At 65.1% G+C, this 24,648-nt stretch carries 21 protein-coding genes; 11 read left to right on the forward strand and 10 right to left on the reverse strand.

Annotation, left to right across the window (positions count from 1 at the left end):
* Positions 1-179: 179 nt before the first annotated feature.
* A complete protein-coding gene (locus ABWO90_RS08640; protein ID WP_353190806.1) occupies positions 180-1,019 on the forward strand; it encodes a class I SAM-dependent methyltransferase in 840 nt (279 codons plus the stop codon).
* Here the strand turns inward: ABWO90_RS08640 and maiA are convergent.
* Positions 1,010-1,654, reverse strand: a complete 645-nt coding sequence (maiA, locus tag ABWO90_RS08645; RefSeq protein WP_353190807.1) for a maleylacetoacetate isomerase — start codon at positions 1,652-1,654, stop codon at positions 1,010-1,012. The two genes, ABWO90_RS08640 and maiA, sit on opposite strands and share 10 nt — an antisense overlap.
* A 267-nt stretch (positions 1,655-1,921) precedes the next feature.
* On the opposite strand from maiA, the gene ABWO90_RS08650 reads away from it, so the two are divergent.
* Positions 1,922-2,812 carry a hypothetical protein gene (locus ABWO90_RS08650; protein ID WP_353190808.1) on the forward strand — a complete coding sequence of 297 codons (891 nt, stop codon included), beginning with the start codon at positions 1,922-1,924 and terminating at the stop codon, positions 2,810-2,812.
* A 4-nt stretch (positions 2,813-2,816) separates the two neighbouring features.
* On the opposite strand, the gene ABWO90_RS08655 is transcribed toward ABWO90_RS08650, so the two are convergent.
* Positions 2,817-3,674 carry a lysozyme inhibitor LprI family protein gene (locus tag ABWO90_RS08655; RefSeq protein WP_353190809.1) on the reverse strand — a complete coding sequence of 286 codons (858 nt, stop codon included), beginning with the start codon at positions 3,672-3,674 and terminating at the stop codon, positions 2,817-2,819.
* 138 nt (positions 3,675-3,812) lie between these two features.
* Here ABWO90_RS08655 and ABWO90_RS08660 point away from each other — a divergent pair, with 138 nt between their 5' ends.
* Complete coding sequence (locus tag ABWO90_RS08660; protein ID WP_353190810.1) at positions 3,813-5,138, forward strand: MORN repeat-containing protein; 1,326 nt, start codon at positions 3,813-3,815, stop codon at positions 5,136-5,138.
* 2 nt (positions 5,139-5,140) lie between these two features.
* Here ABWO90_RS08660 and ABWO90_RS08665 read toward each other — a convergent pair whose 3' ends face one another.
* The 7 genes from ABWO90_RS08665 to ABWO90_RS08695 all read right to left on the reverse strand — a co-directional run bounded on the left by ABWO90_RS08665 (position 5,141) and on the right by ABWO90_RS08695 (position 12,510).
* A complete protein-coding gene (locus ABWO90_RS08665) occupies positions 5,141-5,767 on the reverse strand; it encodes a hypothetical protein (protein ID WP_353190811.1) in 627 nt (208 codons plus the stop codon).
* Positions 5,768-5,779: 12 nt separating this feature from the next.
* Positions 5,780-7,195 carry a hypothetical protein gene (locus ABWO90_RS08670; protein ID WP_353190812.1) on the reverse strand — a complete coding sequence of 472 codons (1,416 nt, stop codon included), beginning with the start codon at positions 7,193-7,195 and terminating at the stop codon, positions 5,780-5,782.
* Entirely contained in the window at positions 7,192-8,859 is a 1,668-nt protein-coding gene (locus ABWO90_RS08675) for a vWA domain-containing protein (protein WP_353190813.1), read from the reverse strand. Before ABWO90_RS08675 ends, ABWO90_RS08670 begins: the two co-directional genes overlap by 4 nt.
* Positions 8,849-9,961: a vWA domain-containing protein gene (locus ABWO90_RS08680; RefSeq protein WP_353190814.1), complete on the reverse strand. Its 1,113-nt coding sequence runs from the start codon at positions 9,959-9,961 to the stop codon at positions 8,849-8,851. Before ABWO90_RS08680 ends, ABWO90_RS08675 begins: the two co-directional genes overlap by 11 nt.
* On the reverse strand, positions 9,948-10,532 hold the full coding sequence (locus tag ABWO90_RS08685) for a DUF4381 family protein (protein ID WP_353190815.1): 585 nt from the start codon (positions 10,530-10,532) through the stop codon (positions 9,948-9,950). Before ABWO90_RS08685 ends, ABWO90_RS08680 begins: the two co-directional genes overlap by 14 nt.
* Entirely contained in the window at positions 10,529-11,434 is a 906-nt protein-coding gene (locus tag ABWO90_RS08690) for a DUF58 domain-containing protein (RefSeq protein WP_353190944.1), read from the reverse strand. The genes ABWO90_RS08685 and ABWO90_RS08690 overlap by 4 nt, the downstream gene beginning before the upstream one ends.
* Positions 11,435-11,550: 116 nt before the next feature.
* Entirely contained in the window at positions 11,551-12,510 is a 960-nt protein-coding gene (locus tag ABWO90_RS08695; RefSeq protein WP_353190816.1) for an AAA family ATPase, read from the reverse strand.
* Positions 12,511-12,905: 395 nt separating this feature from the next.
* Here ABWO90_RS08695 and ABWO90_RS08700 point away from each other — a divergent pair, with 395 nt between their 5' ends.
* From ABWO90_RS08700 to ABWO90_RS08725, 6 genes are all read left to right on the forward strand, one after another.
* Positions 12,906-14,036 carry a formylglycine-generating enzyme family protein gene (locus ABWO90_RS08700; protein WP_353190945.1) on the forward strand — a complete coding sequence of 377 codons (1,131 nt, stop codon included), beginning with the start codon at positions 12,906-12,908 and terminating at the stop codon, positions 14,034-14,036.
* A 47-nt stretch (positions 14,037-14,083) separates the two neighbouring features.
* On the forward strand, positions 14,084-15,175 hold the full coding sequence (locus ABWO90_RS08705) for an HAD family hydrolase (RefSeq protein ID WP_353190946.1): 1,092 nt from the start codon (positions 14,084-14,086) through the stop codon (positions 15,173-15,175).
* A gap of 137 nt (positions 15,176-15,312) precedes the next feature.
* Complete coding sequence (locus ABWO90_RS08710) at positions 15,313-16,884, forward strand: arylsulfatase (protein WP_502922582.1); 1,572 nt, start codon at positions 15,313-15,315, stop codon at positions 16,882-16,884.
* 102 nt (positions 16,885-16,986) lie between these two features.
* Complete coding sequence (locus ABWO90_RS08715; protein WP_353190818.1) at positions 16,987-19,713, forward strand: fused MFS/spermidine synthase; 2,727 nt, start codon at positions 16,987-16,989, stop codon at positions 19,711-19,713.
* Between the two features lie 50 nt (positions 19,714-19,763).
* Entirely contained in the window at positions 19,764-20,729 is a 966-nt protein-coding gene (locus tag ABWO90_RS08720; protein ID WP_353190819.1) for a SphA family protein, read from the forward strand.
* A gap of 35 nt (positions 20,730-20,764) precedes the next feature.
* Complete coding sequence (locus ABWO90_RS08725; protein ID WP_353190820.1) at positions 20,765-21,217, forward strand: glycine zipper domain-containing protein; 453 nt, start codon at positions 20,765-20,767, stop codon at positions 21,215-21,217.
* 39 nt (positions 21,218-21,256) lie between these two features.
* On the opposite strand, the gene ABWO90_RS08730 is transcribed toward ABWO90_RS08725, so the two are convergent.
* Positions 21,257-22,282, reverse strand: coding sequence for an alpha/beta fold hydrolase (locus tag ABWO90_RS08730; protein ID WP_353190821.1), 1,026 nt, complete (start codon positions 22,280-22,282; stop codon positions 21,257-21,259).
* 187 nt (positions 22,283-22,469) lie between these two features.
* On the opposite strand from ABWO90_RS08730, the gene ABWO90_RS08735 reads away from it, so the two are divergent.
* Both ABWO90_RS08735 and ABWO90_RS08740 read left to right on the forward strand, forming a co-directional pair.
* Complete coding sequence (locus tag ABWO90_RS08735; protein WP_353190822.1) at positions 22,470-22,937, forward strand: DUF2946 domain-containing protein; 468 nt, start codon at positions 22,470-22,472, stop codon at positions 22,935-22,937.
* Positions 22,938-23,105: 168 nt separating this feature from the next.
* Entirely contained in the window at positions 23,106-24,635 is a 1,530-nt protein-coding gene (locus tag ABWO90_RS08740; protein ID WP_353190823.1) for a PepSY-associated TM helix domain-containing protein, read from the forward strand.
* Positions 24,636-24,648: the final 13 nt, after the last annotated feature.

Raw genomic sequence — 24,648 nt, forward strand, 5'->3', positions numbered from 1 at the left:
TCCCGTGGGGGTGTCTGCGGCGAAGCGTCGAGTGGGAAGGCCGTCCGCGTCATGGCATTGAAGCCAGCTTCGGCACCCTGGCGGCCTGCACCGGCTGGCCCGCGCTCGTTCCGGGACGGAATTCGGTAAACTAGCGGTCTTTCCGGGACGGTTCGCCTCCCGCAGTCATTCAAGTCCTCATGTCGAACACGCACGAAATCCGCCCCGGCCAGTCCGTCGAGCTGCTCAAGGAACTTCATATCCTGACGCGCGACGGCAAGATGAATCAGGATAGCCGCCGCAAGCTCAAGCAGGTCTATCACCTGTTCCAGTTCATCGAGCCGTTGTTGCAGGAAGTAAAGGCCGACAGCGGCCGCGTGACGCTGGCGGACCACGGCGCGGGCAAGTCGTACCTCGGCTTCATCCTGTACGACCTGTTCTTCAAGTCGCTGGCGGACGACTCGCACATCTACGGCATCGAAACCCGCGAGGAACTGGTCAAGACCTCGCAGGCGCTGGCGCAGCGCCTGGGCTTTCCGGGGATGTCGTTCCTGAACCTGTCGGTAGCCGATTCGATCACCTCGCCCGATCTCCCCGAAAAGATCGACGTCGTGACGGCACTACATGCGTGCAACACTGCCACCGATGACGCCATCCGCTTCGCACTCGCCAAACAGGCGCGCCATATCGTTCTGGTGCCGTGCTGTCAGGCGGAAGTCGCCGGCGTCCTGCGCAAGCACAAGGGCAAACAACTGGCAGGCAACCCGCTCACGGAAATCTGGCGTCATCCGCTGCACACACGCGAATTCGGTAGCCAGGTCACCAACGTGCTGCGCTGCCTGCAACTCGAAGCGCATGGCTATCAAGTCAGCGTGACCGAGCTGGTGGGCTGGGAGCACTCGATGAAGAACGAACTCATCGTCGCCCAGTACAAGGATCTGCCGCGTCGCCGACCGGCCGAACGCCTCGAGAACGTGCTGGAATCACTCGGCCTGGAAGAGCTTCGCGAGCGCTTCTCCACGGCCCCGATTCAGGCCTGAAAGCCGGGCTGTCGCCGCGGATGCGCGGCGGCAAATTCCGGCATCGCGAAACAACGCGCCGACAGCGCGGCGACGTTGGGAAACGCCGACAAGTCCAACTGATACAGGTTGGCGATGACCACCTGACCGGCGATACAGATGTCGGCAAGAGTCAGCGCGTCGCCAAGCGCAAACGGCGCCGCCGGCCGTTCAGCGAGCATGCGCTCGTAAGTCGCCAGCCCTTCCCTGCCCCAATGGCGGCACCATGCCTGTACCGCCGCCGCGTCCGCCCCGAGCGCGGATGTCAGGTACTTTCGCACCCTCGGCACCACGAGCGGATGCGAATCCGCCGCCGATACCGACGCCAGGGCGCGCACATAAGCCCGGTCCATCGCATTGGACGGCATCAACTGCGGCGTGGGATACATCTCGTCGAGATACTCGATAATGGCCAGCGACTGGAACACTCGCTGCCCGTCATGCACCAGCGTCGGCACACTGTGCCCGGCGTTCACTTCGGCGTAGGCCGTGTCGAACTGGCGCCCCGCCAGCAAATCCACTTCGATCTCCTCGAACGGTAATTGCTTCAACGCCAGCGCCACACGCACACGAAACGCCGCATTCGATCGCCAAAAGCCGTAGAGCTGGATAGCCATGCTTACCGTCCGTCTTCATTTCAATGGGGAAAGGCATGCGCGATGGAGGCCGGAAACGATCCATCAATTGCATGTGCAATCGTAACGTGCGGATCATGCCATTCATGAATTGCATTTGCAACTCACCCCATCCACCGGGTCCGTCGTCGAGTGGGTGACAAAACCCGTCACTTCGGCCAGAATTTCCCCGGCCCGCCGGGCTTTGCCTGGATACTTCGGCGTGCCAATCCCTGGTTGCATCGACCAACTCAGTTGAAGGCTCAAGACATGTCACATCCTGTCTTTCTCGAGAGTCCGCCTTGGCCACGCATGCCGGAGGGCCGCAAGGGCGAATTGAAGTCGTACTTTGCCGCCGGTGGCCCGTCATTGGAGGCAAACGCCTGCCTCCCCCTCTTCTGGAAGGTGCTGTTTGCCACCGAAGACATTCATTTCGCCTACGTGGTCGACGACTACGATCCCGAAGACGAAGCCATTGAACTGCAAGAGTTCCTCGAAAGCGCGACACCGGACGAAAAGGCTGCGAAATACCCGTATCTGGTCACGACCAAAACGCTGGCGCTCGAGTGCGCCGCGCGACGGCGGGATCGTCTGATCGACCTGCTCGGCGAACGCTATCGCCCGATCTACGACGCCTTCGTCGAGTACGTTGGCACGGCATATGGCCCGTTCATTCTCATTCGCACGAGCGGCCTGCCCGATGTCACCGATGCCACCGAATGGCTGACAGCGCAAATGGAGCAAGTCGCCTCGCTGGACGGTGGCACACCGATCGATGCCCATCTCGTCGAGGAAACCGAGGCATTGCAACGCGCTGCCGACGGCGACGCTGTCTGGCGCGCGACCGGCGTAGGTTACGCCCATGCCGAGGTCAACCCGTGGCCGAGCAAGGCGCTGGTCGACGCCTTCCCGGCTTGTGCGCCCCGGGCCCGCGCGACAGCGTCGGCCAAGGTTGCCGACACGCCTGAAAAGCGCAAGCCGACGTATCGCGATCAGACGGGCCTCGACAAGGCGCTCGAATGGCTGGCGATTCTGCTGTTCGGCGTGACGGCCGTCGGCACCTGGTACGTCACGCACTCCATCTGGAAGGCGGCTGTCGCCACGGTGGCGGTCACTGCGGTCATGGTCTGGCTGATGCTCCGCGTGCAACGCACCCGTTGACCGTTCAGTTGGCGCCTATCATGCCTTCGAGGCCGACCAGCCACTGCAGGCGAGCGAACGTGTCGTTGCGGGCTTGCAGCGCCCGGCAGGCCTGACCCTGTGGCGTCTGACTGTCCGGACAGACCGCATCGGCAAGCGCCGCTTCAGCCGTCATGAAGCGGCGCCATTGGGCTGCCGCCACTCGCGCGGTCCCCCGAGAAGCCGCGGGCATTCGCCGCGCCATCGTCGTCGAAATCACCGTAATGTCTCGCGCGTAGCGTGGCGTCGATTGCTTTGCACACCGCGCGATCGCACCCGCCTCTGTCAACTTCACGCAATTCGCCAGTTCGAAGCGAAGCCCCCGTTGCGGGACAGGGCTGCCGCCGTCTGGCCGTTCCAGGGCCACCGGCAACGGCCAGCCGTTCACCGGAGGCATGGCGGACGGTGCGCCGGAGACAACTGAGAAATAGCGCATCAGCGTCTGCGCCCGGCGACGGGTCACCGACATCACATCGTTGGCATTCATCGGCGCATACATCGTGCCGTGCACCGTGCCATACACCGCGGCGATGAGCTTCAGATCGGCGTCGCGGCTCGCCACCCAAGCCCGCTGTGCGGCCACCAGCACCGGCCGAGACGCGTCCGGCAAGTCGCGTTGCAACGCCTGATAGGTGGCATTCAGCCGGTCGTCCCACGCGCGGGTCGCGGTGTCGATACAGGCATCCTGATCGCCGGTCGCCTTTTTGTCGGGGTCGGCGAGACAGTGCGCCAGGCTCTGGTCGATGTCGTCGCCATTCGTTGGAGAAGCGGCCTCGACCGACGTCGCCGCACAGGCCAGAGACAACACCATCAATGGGATGCCTTTCATCCATTTCAGCGTCACGATTTTCCTCCCTGCGCGCCCTGTGTCGACGGTCGCTGACAAGACCCCGGCGTCCCCCAAATGGTGGATGCCGCACGGTCGGAATTTTCGCTATCTTCCCAGCCAAACCGGATGCACACAATAACCAGGGAGAAAGTCATGACACACGGGTCAAATCTGACGCGGGGGGCATTGCTCGCGCTCGCTACCGCGGGGGCCATCGGGCTGCTCGGTGCCGCCCCGGCACACGCCACGGGCTTTATCACCGCCTCGAATACCAACTGCAAGGTCTGGTCGGATGACGAGGGTACCAGCGGTGCCGTCTGGACTTCCACGTGGGTCGGCCCCTGCAAGAACGGCATCGCCGACGGGCCGGGCGTGCAGGAATGGATCAAGGACGGCGTGTTCAGCGCCCGCTTCGAAGGCCCGATGAGCCAAGGCAAACGCAGCGGCACAGGCGTCTACACCTGGGCCTCGGGTGACCGCTACGAAGGACCGTTCGCCGCCGACGGACGCACCGGCCGGGCCAAGTATTGGTGGCCGAACGGCGACTATTACGAAGGCGATTTCATCGCAGGCAAGCGAACCGGCAAGGGGTTGTACGTCTGGGCGAGCGGCAAGCGCTACGAAGGTGACTTCGTCAATAGCGAAATGACCGGCGATGGAACCCAGGTGGAACCCAACGGAAACGTCTACACCGGGCGGTGGCTCAACAGCCAATTCGAGGGCCCGGGTGTCATCACATTCGCCCAGGACGGTTCGCAGCGCGCCGGAACCTTCGTCAACAGCAAGATATGGGATGGCGCCGATACGAATGCGGACGGCTCGCTCATCGCCACGTACTCCAATGGCGTGCGCACGCGCGCCAGCACCGCATCGTCCTCCGACGGTCCGGGGGTTTTTTCCTTCGTCGCCAGCCTGCTGGGCGCCGCCGCGCAAGGCGTCGCCAGCGGCGGCGGGCGCAACGCGGCGCAGATGCAGGCCGTTGCGACGGCACTTCAAGCCACCTCGGGGAGCGGGTCCTCGTCGGCCATGCCTGCAGTGCAGCCCGCGCCGATGGCGGTCGCCGCATCCGGTAACAATTATGGTGCAGCGTCGGGCGGCACGACTGGCAGCAATGCCAACGCAGGACGCAAGACCGTTCCGCCACTCACAGGCTGCGTAGAGCAGGTGCGGATTCCGCGCGGTGGCAAGGGCTGGGGTGGTTGGTGGGACTGGGAGACCGGCATAAAAAACACGTGTAGCTACGCGATCATCGTGGCCTGGTGCGTCACCGGAGACAACTCGGCCGACGACGCCGCGCGGTGCGAGAAGCAGTACTCTGGTTTCTACGGCCTGCAGCCAGGAGAGCAGTCGTCCATGCATACCGACCGGTTCGGCACGCTGCAAACCCTCATCTGCAAAGATCCGGCACGCCCGCTGAACATCACGTGGAGCGGCACCCGGTTTACCGGGCAATGCATACTCGTCCCCGGCATGTCCTGATCTCAGCCGCGATTGTTTCCTCTCTCTCGTCGTCCTGCCGGTTCCGGACCCTGTCCCGTACCGGACGGGAACATCCCATCGCCCCGGCGCCCGTGATGACCAAGCGCTTCGGCCAATGCCACACGGGCTGCCATCAGCATCGCCGTCAACTCTTCCGCACGCACCCGCAAGGCCCGATTCTCGCCTTCCAGACGCTGTAACCGACGATAAGCGTCGGCGGCGTCGAATGGCGGTTCGCCTGCAGAGTCCGACGCGGGAAACCCGGTCGCATCCGGGCTGAGTAGCGCCATTGCACGCGCCACCTGCTGCGCGAGCGTGTGTTGCGTCGCTGCGTGTAAGCCGCTTCCCGGAGCGTTGACGTTGCCGGCCATACCCGGTGGCGCCATTCGAGCACGCGTGATGGCACGTTGCACGGTGCCCGCGCTCGGCAGCCGTTCGATCCCGGCCCCCGAGAGCAGACGCAAGTAGGTTTGCGCGCTGTGCAGCCGATGTGTCGTGGCGCACGCGTCGCGAATGAACTGATCGAGGAACGCCGTATTGGAGTCCCGGTGCACGGCATTGGCCTGGCGCGCAGCCGCGTGCAGCAGGCCGAGGGTGACGTCGTCGAAGCGGGGGGAAGTGCGTGGCATCGGGAAGCCTCGTCAAGGGGGAGGACGACGACCGGGGCGGCGCGAGCGCGCCGGAGGGTACAACGGCGGCAGGTCATCGGCCTCGCTCGACCGATGCGCGGCCCGCTTCATCTGCCTCCTGACCTGCGTGAGGCAGTGCATGAAACCGCGCTCAGGGCCAGTGGCCGCCGGTGATGGCGTATCACCGGCCGCGTAGCGCGCATACACCGCGTCTCGAAGCGGTGCGATGCCGGGCGAGTCGACGTCGGCCAATCCCGAGCGCCCTGCCCCGTGGTCCGCTGCGCAGCGATCCAGCCAACCGTACAGCGACGCCACGAACGCCGGCCACGACCGGTTGCGCGCCGCACGACGCAAAACGCGCCACGCATGCGGCTCACCCGTCCGGACGGCCTGTCGCCATGCGACGAAGCGTTGGCGCGCCCCCCGCACGGCGTTTGCGATTCGAGGCCATAGCCAGAGCAAAGCGGCCAATGCAGCCATGCCGGCGCCCGTCAGCCAGAGATCGGATCGATCCAGCACGATCACCCGATGGGCCGCGCGACCGACCGCTTCGGCCGGAATCTCGAACAGCGGGGTCTCTCGGGCGCCCCGGGCGCTCAGCGATACGGCGGGCAATGTGGTCTTCTCACGGCGCTGTGTCGCCGTATTCCACCATTCGATGTCGATGGCGGGCAGTTCGATATGGCCGGCACGGTTGACCACATACATCGCCGAGTCCGTGCGGATGCCCGCCACCAGTCCACGGCTGCCTTCGAGGTCATCCTTCGTCTCGGCCGGACGCGCATAGCGCTGCGTGCCCTCCACGTCGCCCAGCGGGGCGGGCGGAATCAGAATGGCTTGCGTCGCGTCGGCCCGTTGCGTCACCGTGCGGGTGATCGTATCGCCGACCTGCAGACGCGACGGCAACGGATCGATGCGCTGGCTGACGGTCAGATGCGTCGTCGGAAAGAACACCGCCATCCCCTCGGCGCCGGGCGGCACCGTCGCGACGAATGACAGTGTCGGCGTCATGAGCGTGACCGGCCCGGTCGCGCCGCCCGGCTGCGCATGAATTGCAAACGACGGGATGGTGTACCGACGTCCGGTTTGTGGCGCAATGCGATACGCGCGGCTCACGCCGAACCATCGCTGATCGCCGATCATTTCGTTGACGTTGTGGGCCTGTTCGTCGGGCAGCGTCACGATGGCGCCCGGTAAATCGAACAGCGGCCAATCGGGCGCGTCGCTCAACCATGTCGTCGTGAGCACGTCGACAACCAACCTGACTTGCGTGCCGGCGACGATCGGTCCCGCAGGTTCGAGGTGCGCGCGGATCATCGTTCGCGGCGCGTCGTCGGCGCGGGCAAGCGCCACCGTCATGGCAACACTTGCCACCGCGACGAGCACCATCGCCCTATGCAGGAACCCGCGAAGCGCCAGTCGGTTCATGGCCCACCTGCCTTCGCGCCGCTTTCAGGTGATGCCTTAACGGGCGCAGGTTTCTCGACGGGCATTGCGGCTTCCTGCTCGAAGCGCTGACGCAGAAACAAGGCGGGTGACGTGTTCAGGCCCCGCATCCAGACATCCTCGGCAGGCGCCATCGCGGCCACGGGCTTCGGCGCGCCCTTCCCTTTGCGCTTATCGTTCTGTTGTTCCTGTGGCGACACCTGCTGCGATGCGTCGTCCGTTTCCTGAGGTGCATTGAGCATATCCTTCATGAGCGCGATGTTGGCCTTGGCCTCCGCCCAGTCCGGATGCAACGACAGTGCAATGTCGTATGCCTTGATCGCGCCCGCATAGTCGCCGAGATGGGCGAGCGAATTCCCCATGTAGAACGCGACGACATCGCGCTTTCGCTGAGCAAACATCTGCGAGAACGTCGCGAGCGCATCGTCGTAATCTCCCGCCGCGTATTGCGCGCGACCCTTCCACATCGGATCGTCGAAACGAGCCGCCGCCGTGGCGAAGTCGCCTTTCGAGAAATACCACCGTCCCTGTTGATCGCGCGTGGCAAAGGCATCGATCCATCGCCAGCCATCGCCTTGCGGCGCCTTGTCAGCCGCACGAACACTGTCGGGTACCGCCGCGAACGCGAGCGACAGGACGACTGCAGGCAACCACTTGACCGTCCAGCCGCGCCGGAACGACACAAGCACCAGCAGCAGCACCGGTACGATCAGCCAGAAGCCGTTTTCTTCCCAGCGCGCCTCGCGATGCGCTTCGTCCATCTCGGCGAGGTACGTCTGTGCGCGGCGTTGTACCCAGACCACGTCGTCGCCGTCGGCACGCAGGCTGGCCAGCGGTATGCCGGCGTCGCCCGCCAGCTTGCGGATCCCGGTCGCGTCGAAGGTCGCCGTGACCGGATAGCCGTTGGCGTCGGTCGCCACGGTACCGTCGGCGTTGCGCACCGCGCCACCACTGGCAGTACCGGCCGCCAGCCACAGCAGTTGCTGTTTCGACGCCTTCGCACGCGCGACGAATGCCTCGCGCGACGCCGCATCGAAGCCGTCGCCAATGAAGACAATGGTCCCGGCCGCCGTCTCATGCGCGAGCAACCGCTCGGCAACGTCGAGCGCGAGATCCATGCGCTGGCCGCCCTTCGGCATCAAATCGGTGGCGAGCGCAGGCACATAGAGATCGAGCATCGCCGGGTCTTCGGTCGGTGGCACGACCAGATGCGCCGTGCCTGCAAACACGACGAGCCCCGTGCGAGCGCCCTTGCGCGCGCGAGCCAGATCGAGCACCTTCGCCTTCGCCCGTTCGAGCCGCGTCGGCGGCACGTCAGTGGCGTCCATCGACCGGTCGAGCGCCAGCGCAATGACCATCGGCGCCTTGTCCTGACTGAACGGCGGGCGCACCTGCTCCCACGTCGGCCCCGCGACGGCAAGGGCGCCGACCGCAAGCAACATGGCCACCGTATGCACCGGTTGCAGACGTCGCGCACGCGTGTCGCCCACCAGCAGGTGTTCAAGCAGCGCGGGCGCGATGAATTTTCGCCAACGCACCCGGACATCACTGCGTCTGCGCCAGACGACCGGCAACAGCACCGCGGGCACCAGCAGCCATAGCCACATCGGCCGCAGAAAGTGGAAGGCGCTCAGGTCAATTTCCATTCGCCGCCTCCGTCACCGGGGCCGGCGCCGCATCGGCGGCACGCGGGGCCAGGCGCTTCCCAGGCGCATCGACGGCATCGTCGCCCCCCCGATGATCGCCCGTGCTTCGCGAGCGCCACGTCCCACGAATCACGGCGACCAGCAGCGCGACGAGGTGATAGACCGCCACAAGCAGCAGCGCCAGGCCGAGCGGCACCCAGAAGTACTCGGTCTGGGGTCGGTAGATGTCGCGTTTGATTCGCTCGGGCGTGAGTTTGTCCAGTTGCGTGTAGATGTCGGCGAGATCCTGTTCCCGGCCGAATGCCTGATACGACCGTCCGCCCGTGGTGCTGGAAATTCGCTGCAACGCGGCCAGATCGACACGATCTTCGCCTGTGGCATTCTCGTCGCCGATCCCGATCGTGTGAATCACGAGATGGTGTTGCCTGGCGATACGCGCCGCCTGATCCGGCGGTATCTTGCTGGCCGTGTCATTGCCGTCAGTGAGCAGGATCAGCACCTTTTCGGGAGCGGTCGAATCGGCGAGCAGCTTGACGGTCAGCCCGATGGCGTCGCCAATCGCCGTGCGCGGGCCCGCCATGCCGATCTGCATCTGATCCAGCAGAATCTGCACGCTGTCGTGATCGAGCGTGAGTGGCGCCTGCGGGTACGCGGCATCGCCGAACACGACCAGCCCAATGCGGTCGCCCCGTCGTTTCGCGACGAAGTCGGCCACGACGTGCTTCACCGCCGTCAGTCGGTCCGTTCGCTCCCCGGTGGCGGCGCTCACGAAGTCGGGCGTGCCCATCGACTGCGACAGGTCGATGGCCAGCATCAGGTCACGCGCCGGGGTTTCGTGCGTGATCGGCGGCTCGACATGCACGGGGCGTGCCGCCGCCAACACGACGAGTCCCCACACAACGGGCAGCAACACCCACTGCAGCAAGTTGCGCCGCAGATGCACGCCGCCGGGCGACGGTCGCTCGCCTGCCGCCTGCGCCATTTCGTGGAAGAACGGTGTGCGAATCGCCAGCGCCGCGGCACGATAAGGCGGCACAAGCCATGCGACCAGTACGGGCAGCGGCAGCAACAGCCACATCCACGGAAGCTCAAACTTCCACATGGTGCTCACGTATCCATTGGCGTGCGCGCTGCATCAGCGCGTCGATGTCACGCTGGGGCGTACCGTCCACGCCGGTGCGTGCGTAACTGGCCATCGCCAGATATTGGCCATCGCGGGCCTCGAAATGTCCTCGATGCCGGTTCAGGAACTCGATCCATGCCTGATCCCGCATGGCCGCTACGCCGGTCGATGCAGCAGGTGCGGCCGATGGGTAAGCCGCCATCGCCGTGCGCTTGAGCAACGCGGCGACCGACGCCACCGCCGCGGTGCGCCGCGCCGGGTCACGAGCGAGCGGAATCAACGCATCGATCTCGGCCAGCGCGAGGCGCCGGTAGCGCTCGCGCCGATAACGCCGCCAAACTCGCCAGGCACACCACGCCATCGCCAGCAGCAAGAGCACTGCAACGACAGCCCATCCCCATGTCTGCGGCAGATACGACACCTGCGCCGGCAGCGCGAGCTCGTCGAGTCCGGTGAGTGCCACCGACGCTTCCATCGTGTCCGGTGCGTCGTCGGGGAAGTCCGCATAAGCCGGTGTGGTGGACGTGGCGACCGCCGCTGCTGCACTCATAGGCCGCCCCCATGCGTCACGTGATGCCGTGCGCCAAGCATGCGGCGGACCTGATCGAGTGCGGGCTCTGCGCTGGACAATGGCATCCACGGCACACCGCTCAATCGCAACAAATCGGCGACTTCGGCCGTACGCCCACGAAAGAAAGCGGCAACCGGGGCGCGCACGCGCTCGCTGGCAATACGAAGCTCCACTTGCAAATGCCCTTCGCTGACCACGAGTGCGCTGCGTTCGTCGACGTGCTGCCACAGCGGGTCGAAGACCAGCCCGGCGACAACGTCGTTATGAACGCTCAGTTGCCGCAGCAACGCCTGCGTGCGCGCATCGGCACCCGCAAAATCACTCACAATGCAAATCAGATGATCGTGCGGCGCCATATGCAGCAACTGGCCGAGCGCTGCATTGAGTTGCCCGTAGGCCGTTCGCGCGGGACTGTCGGCGCGAAGTTCGGCGTTCATCCGCGCAATCGCACCGAACAGACGCGCGATGCGGCTCAGGCTTCGCAACGGCCGCACGCGCTCGACCTGCGAATCGTTGAACACCACTCCACCGACACGGTCGCCCGCGCCGTACCCCATCCACGCCGCAAGCGCAGCCGTCTCGGCCGCCACGACCGACTTGAAGGCCCGCTGCGAGCCGAAATGCATGCTCATGCGCTGGTCCACCACGACCTGTACGGGCCGGTCGCGCTCCTCCGTATAGGCACGAACCAGCGGACGCGCCAAGCGCATCGAGGCGCGCCAGTCGATGTGACGGATATCGTCGCCCGGAACATAGCCGCGAATTTCGTCGAAATTCAGGCCGCGTCCACGCAAACGCGACGCGTGGTTGCCCGACAGCACACTGCGAACCGGCGCAGGCGCCACGAAGCTCATGCCCCGCACGCGAAAACGCAGCCGCATCAGATGCGGCACGTCGACATGCACGGTGCCGAGGGTATCGGCGGGAATGTCGCGGTGGGTCGTGGAAGACGTCGGTCGTGTGGGCATGGGCGCGCGCTCGGAACGGACGCCCACGCTCAGGCCGGCACCGGCGTGGTGTCCACGAGCCGGTCGACGACACGGTCGGCATCGATGCCGTCGGCGTTGGCGTCGTATGAGAGCACCAACCGATGCCGCAACACAGGATGCACGACGGCACGCACATCGTCCGGGGTAACGAAGTCGCGGTCCTCCAGCCAGGCATGCACGCGGCTGGCGCGATCCAACCCGATCGCGCCGCGAGGGCTGGCACCGACCTCGATCCATCGCGCGAGGTCGGGATCGGTGGCCAACCCATGCCGGGTACCACTCACCAACGCCACGATGTAGGCGTCGATGGCCGGCGCCACCGAAATATCCTGAATCTCACGCCGTGCCGAAAAAACGTCTTCCTGAGACAGCGCGCTACCTGCCTCCGGCGTGCGTCGCGTTTCGTCGCGCAACAGTTGCAACATGCTCTGCTCGCTCTGCGGCGACGGATACGTAATGAGTATTTTTAAAAGGAAGCGATCCATCTGCGCTTCCGGCAAGGGATAGGTGCCTTCCTGCTCGATCGGATTCTGCGTGGCCATCACCATAAAGAGATCGGCCATCGGATGCGTCTTTCCCGCAACGGAGACTTGTCGCTCTTCCATCGCCTCGAGTAATGCTGACTGGACTTTTGCCGGTGCGCGATTGATCTCGTCGGCGAGTATTAAATTACCGAATATCGGCCCCGGCTGAAATTGAAGTACTCGTTCCGCACCGGACTGCAACAGTGTTTCGCCACCGGTGATGTCCGACGGCAGCAGGTCCGGCGTGAACTGGATCCGGCGCATCGTGGCTGCCAGACGCGCCGCAATGGCCTTGACGGTGCGCGTCTTCGCCAGCCCCGGCAGGCTCTCCAGCAGGACATGACCGTCGGCGAGCATCGCGATCAGGATCTGCCGGACCACGGCTTCCTGGCCGACGACCGCCTGCGCGATATCTTTTTCGAATTCGATAATGGTATTTTTCATAATACCGATAATTTAAATAATTTTAAAAATACTCCACCTCACAATCGACAAATGAAAATCAACATCAACAGTAAGCAAACAATCTGTTTGCGTCAAAGATTTATTCGATAGATCTCCAAAATTTCAATTGAGTTTACTTAAATTAAATAATAGGCTTTAAGCCAATTCGGAGGCTGACGAAGCTTTCGCTTGAGTCGTCGAACGGAATATTCCGGTAGGTCAAGCAGGAGCCTCGGCACATGTCACGACGCAAACGTACCGCGCAACCCCACACGCCATCGGGCACCGATCGCCCCGCCGCTGCCTCGACGGCGGGTGCGCCGCAGCGTGGCCGCCGAACGTTCCTTCTCTGGGCTGGCGCCGCGCTGGGTACATCCGTCGCGGCCGGCGGTGCGATGTCATGGGCGATGACACGAAACGACGCCACCCACCCGCGAGACATCAAGGTCGTGATGGGCGACGGCGTGCGTGGCCCCAAGGGCATGGCGTGGATTCCCGGCGGACCATTTCTGATGGGTAGCGACAGCCGCATGGCGCAGCCCAACGAAAAGCCGGCCCATCCGGTGCGCATTCGCGGCTTCTGGATGGACGAACACCACGTCACCAACGCGGAATTCCGGCGCTTCGTATCGGCTACCGGATATGTCACGACCGCCGAGCGCAAACCGGAGTGGGAAACGCTCAAGGTGCAGTTGCCCCCGGGCACGCCGCGCCCGCCGGATAGCGCGCTCGTGCCCGGCGCCATGGTGTTCGTCGGCACCGACCGGCCGGTGCCGCTTCAGGACTATTCACGCTGGTGGCGCTTCGTACCCGGCGCGGACTGGCGCCACCCCGGCGGGCCCGGCACCAGCATTGCGGGCAAAGACGATCATCCCGTCGTTCAGGTTTCCTATGAAGACGCGCAGGCCTACGCGAGGTGGGCTGGCAAACGGCTGCCGACCGAAGCCGAATGGGAGTTCGCGGCGCGCGGCGGCCTCGAGCAAGCCACCTACGCCTGGGGCGAGCAGTTCGCCCCGGGTGGCAAGCAGATGGCCAACGTATGGGAAGGCGAGCAGGCGCAGCCGTTTCCGGTCGTCAATCCGAAAGCCGGCGGCGCGGTCGGCACCAGTCCGGTCGGTACGTTCCCGCCGAACGGCTACGGGCTTTCCGACATGACAGGCAACGCGTGGCAATGGGTCGCCGACTGGTATCGCGCCGACCAGTTCCGGCGTGAAGCGTCGGCGGGCAAGCCAATCGACAATCCGCCCGGCCCGGCCGACTCGTGGGACCCGGCCGACGCCGGTGTGCCGGTGCAAGCGCCCAAACGCGTGACGCGCGGCGGCTCGTTTCTATGCAACGAGGCGTACTGCCTGAGCTATCGGCCGAGTGCACGACGTGGCACCGATCCGTACAACAGCATGTCGCATCTGGGCTTCCGGCTGGTGATGGACGAGAACGCGTGGCAGGCGTCTCGGCAACACGGCCAGAACACGCTGGCGGCGAATTCGACGGCACCGGCCAAACCGGTCGCACGTCAGGCGCCGTGACCGGATCGCGACGACCATCGAGTCTGATGACCCATCACCTCACCTGCATGCGAGCGGTCCAACGACGCGGTACGCGCCAGTGGCGAGGCGCGGCCACGACGCTTGTCGCCGCCATTGCGCTTGCGCTTTCCGTCACAGCCTGCACGACAGCGAACTCGTCGGCCACGCCGCCGGGCGCCCCCACGGATCAGGCGAGCGCGTCGGCCACCGGCCTGCCCTCGTGGCGAGATGGCGCAGCGAAGCAGGCCATCGTGACGTTCGTCTCGGACGTCACCCGTGAGGGGACGGCGAACTACGTAGCGCCAGCCGAGCGAATCGCGGTGTTCGATAACGACGGCACGCTGTGGAGCGAACAGCCGCTCTACTTCCAGCTCATTTTCATGGTCGATCAGGTGAAGGCGAAAGCGCCTGCGCATCCGGAGTGGAAGCGCAATCCGGCATTCCGCGCCCTGATGGCGGGCGACATGGCCACGCTTGGCGCACAAAAGAAGCCGCTCCTGCAACTGCTGGCCGCTGCCAACAGCGGCATGAGCGTCGAAGACTATGACGAACAGATCGACGACTGGCTTGCCTCGGCGCAACACCCCACGCTGCACCGTTCCTATACGTCGCTCGTCTATCAGCCGCAACTCGAGCTACTTGCATATCTGCGCGCGAATGGCTTCAAGACGTACATCGTCTCCGGCGGCACCACGCAATTCATGCGGGCGTGGGTCGAGCGCGTCTACGGTATCCCGCCCGAGCAGGTCATCGGAACGAACGAAGGCGTGAAGTACGTCAGCCAGAACGGTCAGGGGCAGCTCGTGCGCCAGCCCACGGTCGATTTTGTCGACGACGGCCCCGGCAAGCCTGTCGGCATCTATCGGCGTATCGGGCGCAAGCCGATTCTTGCGTTCGGCAACTCCGACGGCGATCTCCAGATGCTGGAGTACACGACCAGCGGCAATGGACCCCATCTGGCACTGCTGGTGCATCACGACGACGGGGCGCGTGAGTTCGCGTACGACCGCAAGTCGAAGATCGGCAAGCTCGACCGGGCGTGGGATGCCGCGCTCGCCCGAGGCTGGACGGTCGTGAGCATGCAGCACGACTGGGCCGTCATTTTTCCCACACTCCCTCCATCCAACGCCATGCACTGAGCACACGAGTTCCACACCTAACGCGCACCGTGCCTCGGGGTAGACACAAGACCGCACAGCGCACATTCGACTTTTCCTCATTGGAGACGACGATGTCATTCTCACTCAGACGTGTCTTCAGTTTCACCAGCACAGCGATGCTCGCCGTCACGGCAGCCTACGTGCTGGTCGCGCCCGGCGACGCGCCAGCGCAAGGCGGCACCAAGCCGCCGAATATTCTGGTGATCTTCGGCGACGACATCGGTCAGTCGAACATCAGTGCCTATTCCAACGGCCTCGTCGGGTATCGCACGCCGAACATCGACCGGATCGCCAAGGAAGGCATGATCTTCACCGACTATTACGCCGAGAACAGTTGCACGGCCGGACGTTCGTCGTTCATCACCGGCCAATCGCCGCTGCGCACGGGCCTGTCGAAAGTCGGTGCGCCGGGGGCCACCGTCGGTCTGCAAAAGACCGACATCACCATCGCCGAGGCACTGAAACCGCTCGGCTATGCGACCGGACAATTCGGCAAGAACCACCTCGGCGACCGCAATGAGTATCTGCCGACCAATCATGGCTTCGACGAATTCTTTGGCAACCTGTATCACCTCAACGCCGAAGAGGAACCCGAGCGTCCGTACTGGCCGAAAGACCCGAACGACCCGTATGTGAAGAACTTCTCGCCGCGTGGCGTGATTCACAGCACCTCCGACGGCAAGGTGCAGGACAGCGGCCCGCTCAACAAGAAGCGCATGGAGACGATCGACGACGAGACCGAAGGCAAGGCGACCGAGTTCATCCAGAAACAGGTCAAGGCGAACAAGCCATTCTTCGTCTGGATGAACTTCACGCGCATGCACATCTATACGCATGTGCGGCCTGAATTCCGCGGCAAGAGCGGCATGCCGGGCAACGAGTACGCCGACGGCATGTGGGAGCACGATCAGGACGTGGGCAAACTGCTCAAGCTGCTCGACGACCTCAAGATCGCCGACAACACCATCGTCATCTACACGACGGACAACGGCCCGAACATGTTCACCTGGCCCGACGCCGCCATGACGCCGTTCCGCAGCGAGAAGGACTCCAACTGGGAAGGCGCGTTCCGTGTGCCTGCCATGATCCGCTGGCCCGGCAAGATCAAGCCAGGCAGCGTGTCAAACGAGATCTTCTCCGGCCTCGACTGGTTTCCGACGCTGCTCGCCGCTGCCGGCGACGATGGTGTCAAGGACCGGCTGCTCAAGGGGTGGACGCCCAAGGGTGGCAAGACCAAGTTCCGGAACCATCTCGACGGGTATAACCAGTTGCCTTATCTCACCGGCAAGACGACCAAGGCGCCGCGAGACGAGTTCTACTACTTCAACGACGACGGCGAACTCGTGGCCATGCGCTTCGGCAACTGGAAGGCCGTGTTCTGCGAGCAGCGCGCGCCAGGAAACTTCAACATCTGGCAGGAACCATTCGTCTGTCTTCGCGTGCCGAAGATGTTCAACCTTCGTATGGATCCCTATGAACGCGCGGATATTACTTCCGACCAGTACAACGACTGGCTCGCGAAGAATTCATATCTGACGGCCATTGCAACCATGAAGGCGTCGGGCTTCCTGCAGACGTTCGTCGACTATCCCCCGAGCCAGCGACCGGCCAGCTTCAGCATCGACCAGGTTCGCAAACAGGTGGACAAGAAGATCGATCAGTCCTTCAAGAACCGCGGCCTCGAGTAAGCGACGCCGCAACCCCGCCGCGCCGGAGTCGACAGACTTCGGCGCGGGGTCGAATACCCAACACGCTGTAGCGCCACAACCCGAAGACGACAACTGCGCGACATGACCGATATGCTTGCATCGCCGTCGATTTCCGCCCCTCGCGGCCGCCGCAACCGGGCGAGCGCCTCCACGACCGCAGCATCCGCCGCGCCGGCCCAGCCGGCTCCCTCAGCTCCCTCGGTCCCAACCGATTCGACGGACGCCGCCAACCTCGTCCAGGCCGCCCCCTCGGTCGCATGGCCTGCGTTGCTGCTGGTGCTTTCGGGCGCATCGGCGCTCGTGTTCCAGATGCTGTGGATCCGGCAACTCTCGCTTGTGGTCGGCGTGGAGGTACACGCCGTGTCCGTCGCGATCAGTGCCTTCTTTGGTGGACTCGCATTCGGTGGCTGGTACTTCGGCCGCCGCGCCGATCTCACGGCAAATCCCATGCGGCTATACGCCGGGCTCGAAGCCACGGTCGCGTTGACCGCCGTCGCCAGTACCCTGCTGCTCGCCCGCGCGGCATTGCCGTTCGCGTGGCTCGAAGCCCACGCCGGCGTGGTGGCCTGGGGGTTGCCGTTCCTGCTCGTCGGCCTGCCGGCCGTCTTCATGGGCGGCACGCTGCCGGTGCTCATGCGCTCGCGCGGCGAAATCGACGGACACGTCGGACAGGTCGGTGCCAGGCTCTACGCCGCCAACACGATGGGCGCCGTGGTCGGCGTGCTGGCCGTGCCGTTCTGGTTGATTCCCTCACTAGGCATTCAAGGTGCCGCTTTCGCCGCCGCCAGTGTGAACGTGCTGATTGCCTTCGCGGCCGTCGCCGCTTCGCGCAGGGCGTCAGCCGTGGTCCCACCACGTATCGGGCACCCTTCCCCGCCCCCGGCCACCTCCGCCGATACACCGGCCCGCCGTCGAGTCCGCCTTGCCGTATGGCTGTACGCACTCGCTGGCGGTGTGGCGTTGGGTTACGAAGTCATGTGGTCGCAGGCCATCGTCCAGTTCGTCAGCACACGCGCCTTTGCCTTTGCCATCGTGCTGGCGACCTATCTCTGCGGACTCACGCTCGGGAGCGCCCTGGTCGCACGCCACGTCGGGCGCTCACGCGATCCGTGGGGCATGTTCGGATGGCTCGTCGCGGGCGCAGGTGTCGCTGCCGTCGGCACGCTCTACGGGCTGGGTGATTGGATCTTCATCGCCCAGGGCGAGTTCGCGGGCTTTGTCTACGCAATGACGCACAGCACCACGCTCGCCATGTGCGCGCGGTTTCTCGTGGCGGGACTCGGGATCGTCTTCGTGCCGACGCTGTTGCTGGGTGCCGCTTTTCCGTATGTGTTGCGGCTCGCCGTAGACGCTGACGACGTCGGCCGTGGCGTCGGACGTGTCGTGGCCCTCAACACGGCGGGCGGCATCGCCGGTTCGCTCGTGACCGGTTTCTGGCTTGTGCCGTCGCTGGGTCTCGTGCGCACGCTGGGCGTGCTGGCGGGGCTGGCCTGCGTCGTTGCGCTCGTCGCCGTCATACACGGTGGGGGCCGCGCTGCACGGGCCGGTGTCGTCGCGCTCACGCTCCTGCTCGTGACGGCTGCCATTGCGACCCCGCCGCAGCGACTGGCCACGCTGCTCACCGAGGCACGCGGCGGCGAGCTTCGCTTCTACGACGAAGGGCGCGGTGCGACGGTGGCGGTACTGGCACAGCACTCGGGCACGCACACGTTCAATCGTCTCTATATTCAGGGCGTCTCCAATTCGGGGGACGCGATGACATCGCTGCGATACATGCGGCTTCAGGCGTTGCTGCCGCTCGTCGTCGGCCACAGCCAGCCGAAGCACGCGCTGGTCATCGGCCTTGGCACAGGCATTACCGCCGGGGCGTTGCTGCAATACCCCGGGCTGTCGCAGCGCGTGACGGCGGAACTGTTGCCGGCCGTGGTTCGGGCGTCGTCGAACTTTCAGGGCAACTACGATGTGGCGCGTGACAAGCGCATGGAGATGCGGGTGCGCGACGGCCGCCGGGAACTGCTGCGTAGTGACCAACGCTACGACCTGATCACGCTCGAACCGCCGCCACCGAGCGCGTCGGGCGTCGCCAACCTCTACTCCACCGACTTTTACCGGCTCGCGTCGCAACGCCTGAGCGAAGGCGGTGTGGTTGCGCAATGGCTGCCGTTGCCCACGCAGAACGAAGCCGAGACCAAGGCGCTCATCGCGAGCTTCATCGCGGTATTCCCGCACGCAAGCCTCTGGACCACGGAGCTACACGAGATGCTGCTCGTCGGCGGGCAGCAGCCACTTGTGCTCGACGCGGCGTCCATCCGGGCGCGCTTCGCGCAGCCGGGTGTGGCCCAGGCACTGGGTGAAGTCGGTGTGGCGTCCCCGGGGGCGTTGCTCGCGACCTGGGTCACGGACCGCGCCGGACTGGCCTATTACGCGGAAGATGCCGCGCCCGTCACCGACGATCGACCCGGCATCGAATATGCGCCCTGGGTGGCACGGCAGGCGTTCGCGCCCACGCTCGAGCATCTGCTCTCACTGCAGACCGAGCCGCCCGTCAACGGTGCCGACGATGCGCTCAAGGCCGACCTCACCCGTTCACGGCAGGCGCTGCTGTCGTTCTATCAGGCGTCGCTCGCGGCACTCTCAGGCGACCGGAATACGTGGGCGCGACAGCTCGACGCCGCCATGCAGCTCGACGGCGACAACCCGTACTTCCGCTGGTTCGCCGGTGAGCGTACCGGGGCTTCACGTTCCGCTTCACGCCCCGCTTCACATCCCGCTTCACATCCCGCTTCACATCCCGCTTCACATCCATGACGCCCGAGGCCAACGCCATGTCCTTGCCCCGCTTCGCGAGAAGGTCCCCGATGCTTTCCCGTCGCCACGGCGCTCTGGCGATTAGTGCGGCGTTCAGTGCGCTGTCGCTGCTCGCGCCCCCCGTGCATGCGACCGAGGGCGCGCTCGGGCGGCCCGTCAGCGGTACCGGCGTGCAACCGAATGCGGGCGTGGTGTCGCCGGAGCCGATCTGGGCGGTGAACATCGCCGAAATCTATTTCGACGGCAGCATCGGCGGGAGCCGCGAAGTGCCGATTGCCGGCAAGACCTCGCTCGGGCTGGACGGTCAGCTGTCGTTCACGCTTGCCACCCTGATGAAGACGTGGAACACCGGCACCGGGGCGTGGAATTTCGCGTCGAGCTTTACGCTGCCCTATCTGTGGACGAGGACCACGGCCACCCTCGGCGTCGGGCAAGCGTCGGCAAGCACGTCGCAGACGGCGTCGAACCTGTTCGACATCTCTTTTACGCCGATCATTGCGGGCTACCACTTTTCGCAGACGGACCACATGTCGTTTTCGGTCGCCATCTGGGCGCCGACCGGGCGCTACGATCCGAACGCACTGGCCAACACGAGCCTGAACAACTGGACCTTCATCCCGCAGGTGGCCTACACGAAGTTCGTACCGTCATACGGTCTCGAATTCGATGTCATCGCCGGGGTGCAGTTCTATACACGCAACACGGCCACCAATTACCAGAACGCACCACTGTTCACACTCGATGTCATGGGTCTGAAGAAGTTCTCGAACGGCTTGGGGATCGGACTCGTGATGGGAACGACGCAACAGTTGGGCAGCGACAGTGGTCCGACCGCCGATCGTCTGAACGGCTTTCGCGGACACGATTTCTCGATGGGTCCGATCGTGACGTATGACACCAAGGTTGCGGGCAAACATCCGCTGTCGTTCTCGGCCCGCTGGGTACCGACGGTCGCGAGCACGAACCGGCTCAAGAGCACGGCGACGTTCATGGCGACGGCTACGTTGGTGTTTTGACGTTCGCCCCCGCCGCTAACCTTCCGGAGATCTCCATGAAATCCGCCATTTTTGTACTGAGTGCGCTGTTGACGATTCCGGCTTTCGCGCAGAAGCCTGCGGTGTATCCCGCGCATGGGCAAAGCGCCGAAAAGCAATCGAGCGACGACGGTGCCTGCTATGCCTGGGCCAAGCAGAATACGGGGGTCGACCCGGCCGTCGTGGCGCAGCAGCAGGCGCCTGCGGCAAACGGTCCTACCGGCGCGCGCGTCGGCGGCGCAGCACGCGGGGCGGCTGCCGGTGCGATCATCGGGGACGTCGCGCACGACGACGCCGGTCACGGGGCCGCTGTCGGCGCCACCGCCGGTGCCATGGCCGGCGGGATACGCGCGCGCCGCCAACATGCCGCACAGGCGCAGGCGGCGCAAAACGCCAAGACGTCGGAAATGGACTCGTACTGGCACGCGTATGGCGCCTGCATGGAAGGACGCGGCTACACCGTCAAGTAGCGTGCGCCCGGCGGTGATCGCCGGGCGCCTCGCGCCAACTTAAAGCGTCACCACTTCGAGGATCGCCTCGGCGAATGCCTTCGGGGCTTCCTGCGGCAGGTTATGGCCAATGCCGCCGCCGATGTTGCGGTGCTGATACTTCCCGGTGAACTGCTTTGCATAGGCCGAGGGGGCCGGATGCGGTGCACCGTTCGCGTCGCCTTCCATCGTGATGGTGGGCACGGCGATTTTGGGCGCGGTGGCCAGACGCTTCTCCAGCGCATCGAAACGCGCCTCGCCCTGCGCGAGGCCCAGACGCCACCGGTAGTTGTGAACCACGATCGCCACGTGATCCGGGTTGTGGAACGCGGCAGCCGAACGCGCATAGGTTGCGTCGTCGAACTGCCACTTCGGCGACGCCGTTTGCCAGATCAGCTTGTTGAACGCGTCGGTGTTCGCAGCGTAGCCTTGCGCGCCGCGCTCCGTGGCGAAGTAGAACTGATACCACCACTGGAGTTCGGCCTGCGGCGGCAACGGCGTGCGGTTGGCTTCCTGACTGCCGATCAGATAGCCGCTCACCGACACCAGCGCCGTCACACGCTCCGGCCAGATCGCCGCCACGATGTTCGCGGTGCGCGCGCCCCAGTCATAGCCGCCCAGAATCGCCTGGTCGATCTTCAGGGCGTCCATGAGCGCGATGACGTCGGCGGCCACCACGGCTTGCTGTCCGTTGCGCGGCGCCGATGCCGAAAGCAGCCGCGTCGACCCATAGCCGCGCAGATACGGCACGATCACGCGATAACCTTGCGCGGCCAGCAGCGGCGCCACGTCGACATAGCTGTAGATGTCGTAGGGCCAGCCGTGCAGCAGAATCACGACTTTGCCGTTTTTCGGCCCCGCCTCGGCATAGCCGACATTCAGATCGCCCGCGTCGATCTGCCGGATCGCCTCGAACGACGTATGTCCACCCACCGGCGACGACGACGCGGCACGCGCCAGTGACGAAAACCCGAGTTCCGCGAGCGTGACCCCGGCAAGGGTGGTACCGAGCAGGCGACGGCGACGAAGGTTGACCGGATCCGACATGATGGTTGTCCTCTTTGAGTGATGGTCCGGCACACGGGCCGGGATACGATGCCAACACGCCTGCGGCCTGTTCGATGCGGGCCGAGCGCGTAGGTAACGTTATATCCGGGCCTCTGTCGTCATTTATGTCCGAATGTATCTGCCGTCCTACACGACACATACGGATTCAAAAATCGCTCGTGATAGCATGCTGGCTTGTCTGAAAGCCACGGTCCACGCCCTTCTCCGCCAGATGTCGCTCACCACCCGCAAACGCCTGATCGCATGGCTCGGCCTCGCCGCCATGTGGCTCGCCGTGGGCATGCCGGTAGTGAGCCAGATGCTGGCGGCGCATCGCGCGGAACAGGCACGCTTGCTCGACACCGCATTCTGTCGTGTTGACGGCGCCACGCCGTCGCTGGCCGTAGCACCCGCAGCGCACGACGCCGGGCCTTCGCACGGCACTCACGTGTCGCATGCGTCGCACGAACGCTCCGGCGACGTCTGCGGGTACTGCTCGTTGCTCGCCAACCACCCACCGCTCGTGATGCCTGCGCCCACAGGCGCTGTCTCGTTCACATGGATTGCACGCGCCGGACCGGTTGCCACGGTCCGAACGTCGCACGTCCAACTCGCCTTCACGCCGCCTGCGCGCGCGCCGCCTGACGTTTCCTGATCTCGCGTTCCGTCCGATGCGTTGCCGTTTACGGTCATCGCATCGTTCCTCATTCGCGCTCCCCGCCGGTCCGACGTCCATGATGTTCGCTACGGCGGTATGCGCGCGCTGCCGCGCCCACGCCACGATGGCCGCGCGGCGGCGACTCGAGACAGCATCCGTCGCCCCATGCAGATTCCGTACACCCAAGCGCGCGAAGCGCAATCGGCCACCGCCGCCGGCCAATATCGAACGCTCTGGCGCTGGCACTTCTACGCCGGTCTGTTCGTCATGCCGTGGCTCATGGTCCTGGCCCTCACCGGCACGCTCTACGTCTTCCAGCCCCAAATCGAACCGTGGCTCTATCACGACCGGATGGTCGTCGCTGCGGCTTCGTCACCCCGCCTGAACGAGCAAACGCTGATGGAGCGCGCGGCGGCGGCCCTCCCGGCGGGATCGCAGATCAGTTCCGTCGAGGTCAATCGCGACCCCGCGCGCAGTGCCGAATTCATCTTTCGTCTGCCCGGCGGCGAGCGCGAAAGCGTCTACGTCAACCCGTACACCGGGGCGGTGCTCGGCACGTTGAGCGTCGAGCACCGGCTGATGAAGCAGGCGCGTGCGCTGCATCGCTCGCTCATGCTCGGCAAGCCGGGCGAGTTGCTCATGGAGCTGGCCGGTTGCTGGACGCTCGTCATGCTCGCTACCGGCCTGGCCCTTTGGTGGCCGCGCGCCGGTACAACATGGGCGAATGCCTTGCGCCCGCGCCTGCAACTGCGTGGCCGCCCGCTGTGGCGCAACCTGCATGGCGTAATGGGCTTGTGGCTGGCGGTCGGCGGACTGGCGTTCGTGTTGACGGGACTCCCGTGGTCCGGCTCGTGGGGCACGCAGTTCAAGGCGCTCGCAACGCAGGCCGGCATGGGCTCGCCGCCTGGGGCATGGGGCAAGGCACCGGTGCAGTCGCAAGTGCCCCATACCGTGGACAAGCCAATGAAGATGGACGATCTGCCTATCGCGCAAATGCCGTGGGCCGTGGGCAACACGACAGTGCCGCAATCGTCGCGCCCCATCGGGACAGCCTCGCAGATGGGGGCGATGCCGGGCATGGCCCATGAGGCGCACGGCGGCGGTGGTGGACACGCCGAGCATGCCGGGCACGAAGGTATGGGCAGCGCATCGGGCATGTCGCCGGCCCGACTGCGCGCAGAAGGCGCGATGCCGATCGACGCGGTCATGGCGATTGCCGCCAGTCACGGCGTGCGCACCGACTACAGTCTGGTCGTGCCGTCGAGTGCCGACGGTGTCTACACCGTGTCGTACTTCCCCGCAGACCCTCGCGACGAACGCACGCTGCATATCGACCAGTACAGCGGCAAGGTGCTGCTCGACATCGACTACAACGCCTATGGTGCTGTCGCACAGGCGATCTCGTACGGTACGTCGCTGCACATGGGCAAGTACTTCGGTGTCGCCAATCAGTGGCTCTGCGCGCTCATTTCCATGGGGCTTTTCGCGATGGCAGCGACCGGCGCCGTGATGTGGTGGATGCGTCGCCCGGCGCGCGCCCTCGGTGCGCCGTCGCGACCACCGGTACGCCCGCCGATGCGCGCCTGGCGAATCGGCATGGTCACGCTGGGTTGCGTCTTCCCACTGATGGGCGCGACGATGGCGCTCGTGTGGGCGGGCGACCGGGCAGTATTCGGACGTCGCGCAGCCGTCTGAGCGAAGTGCCGGC

Source organism: Pandoraea pnomenusa, assembly GCF_040391475.1.
Lineage (GTDB): Bacteria > Pseudomonadota > Gammaproteobacteria > Burkholderiales > Burkholderiaceae > Pandoraea > Pandoraea pnomenusa_C.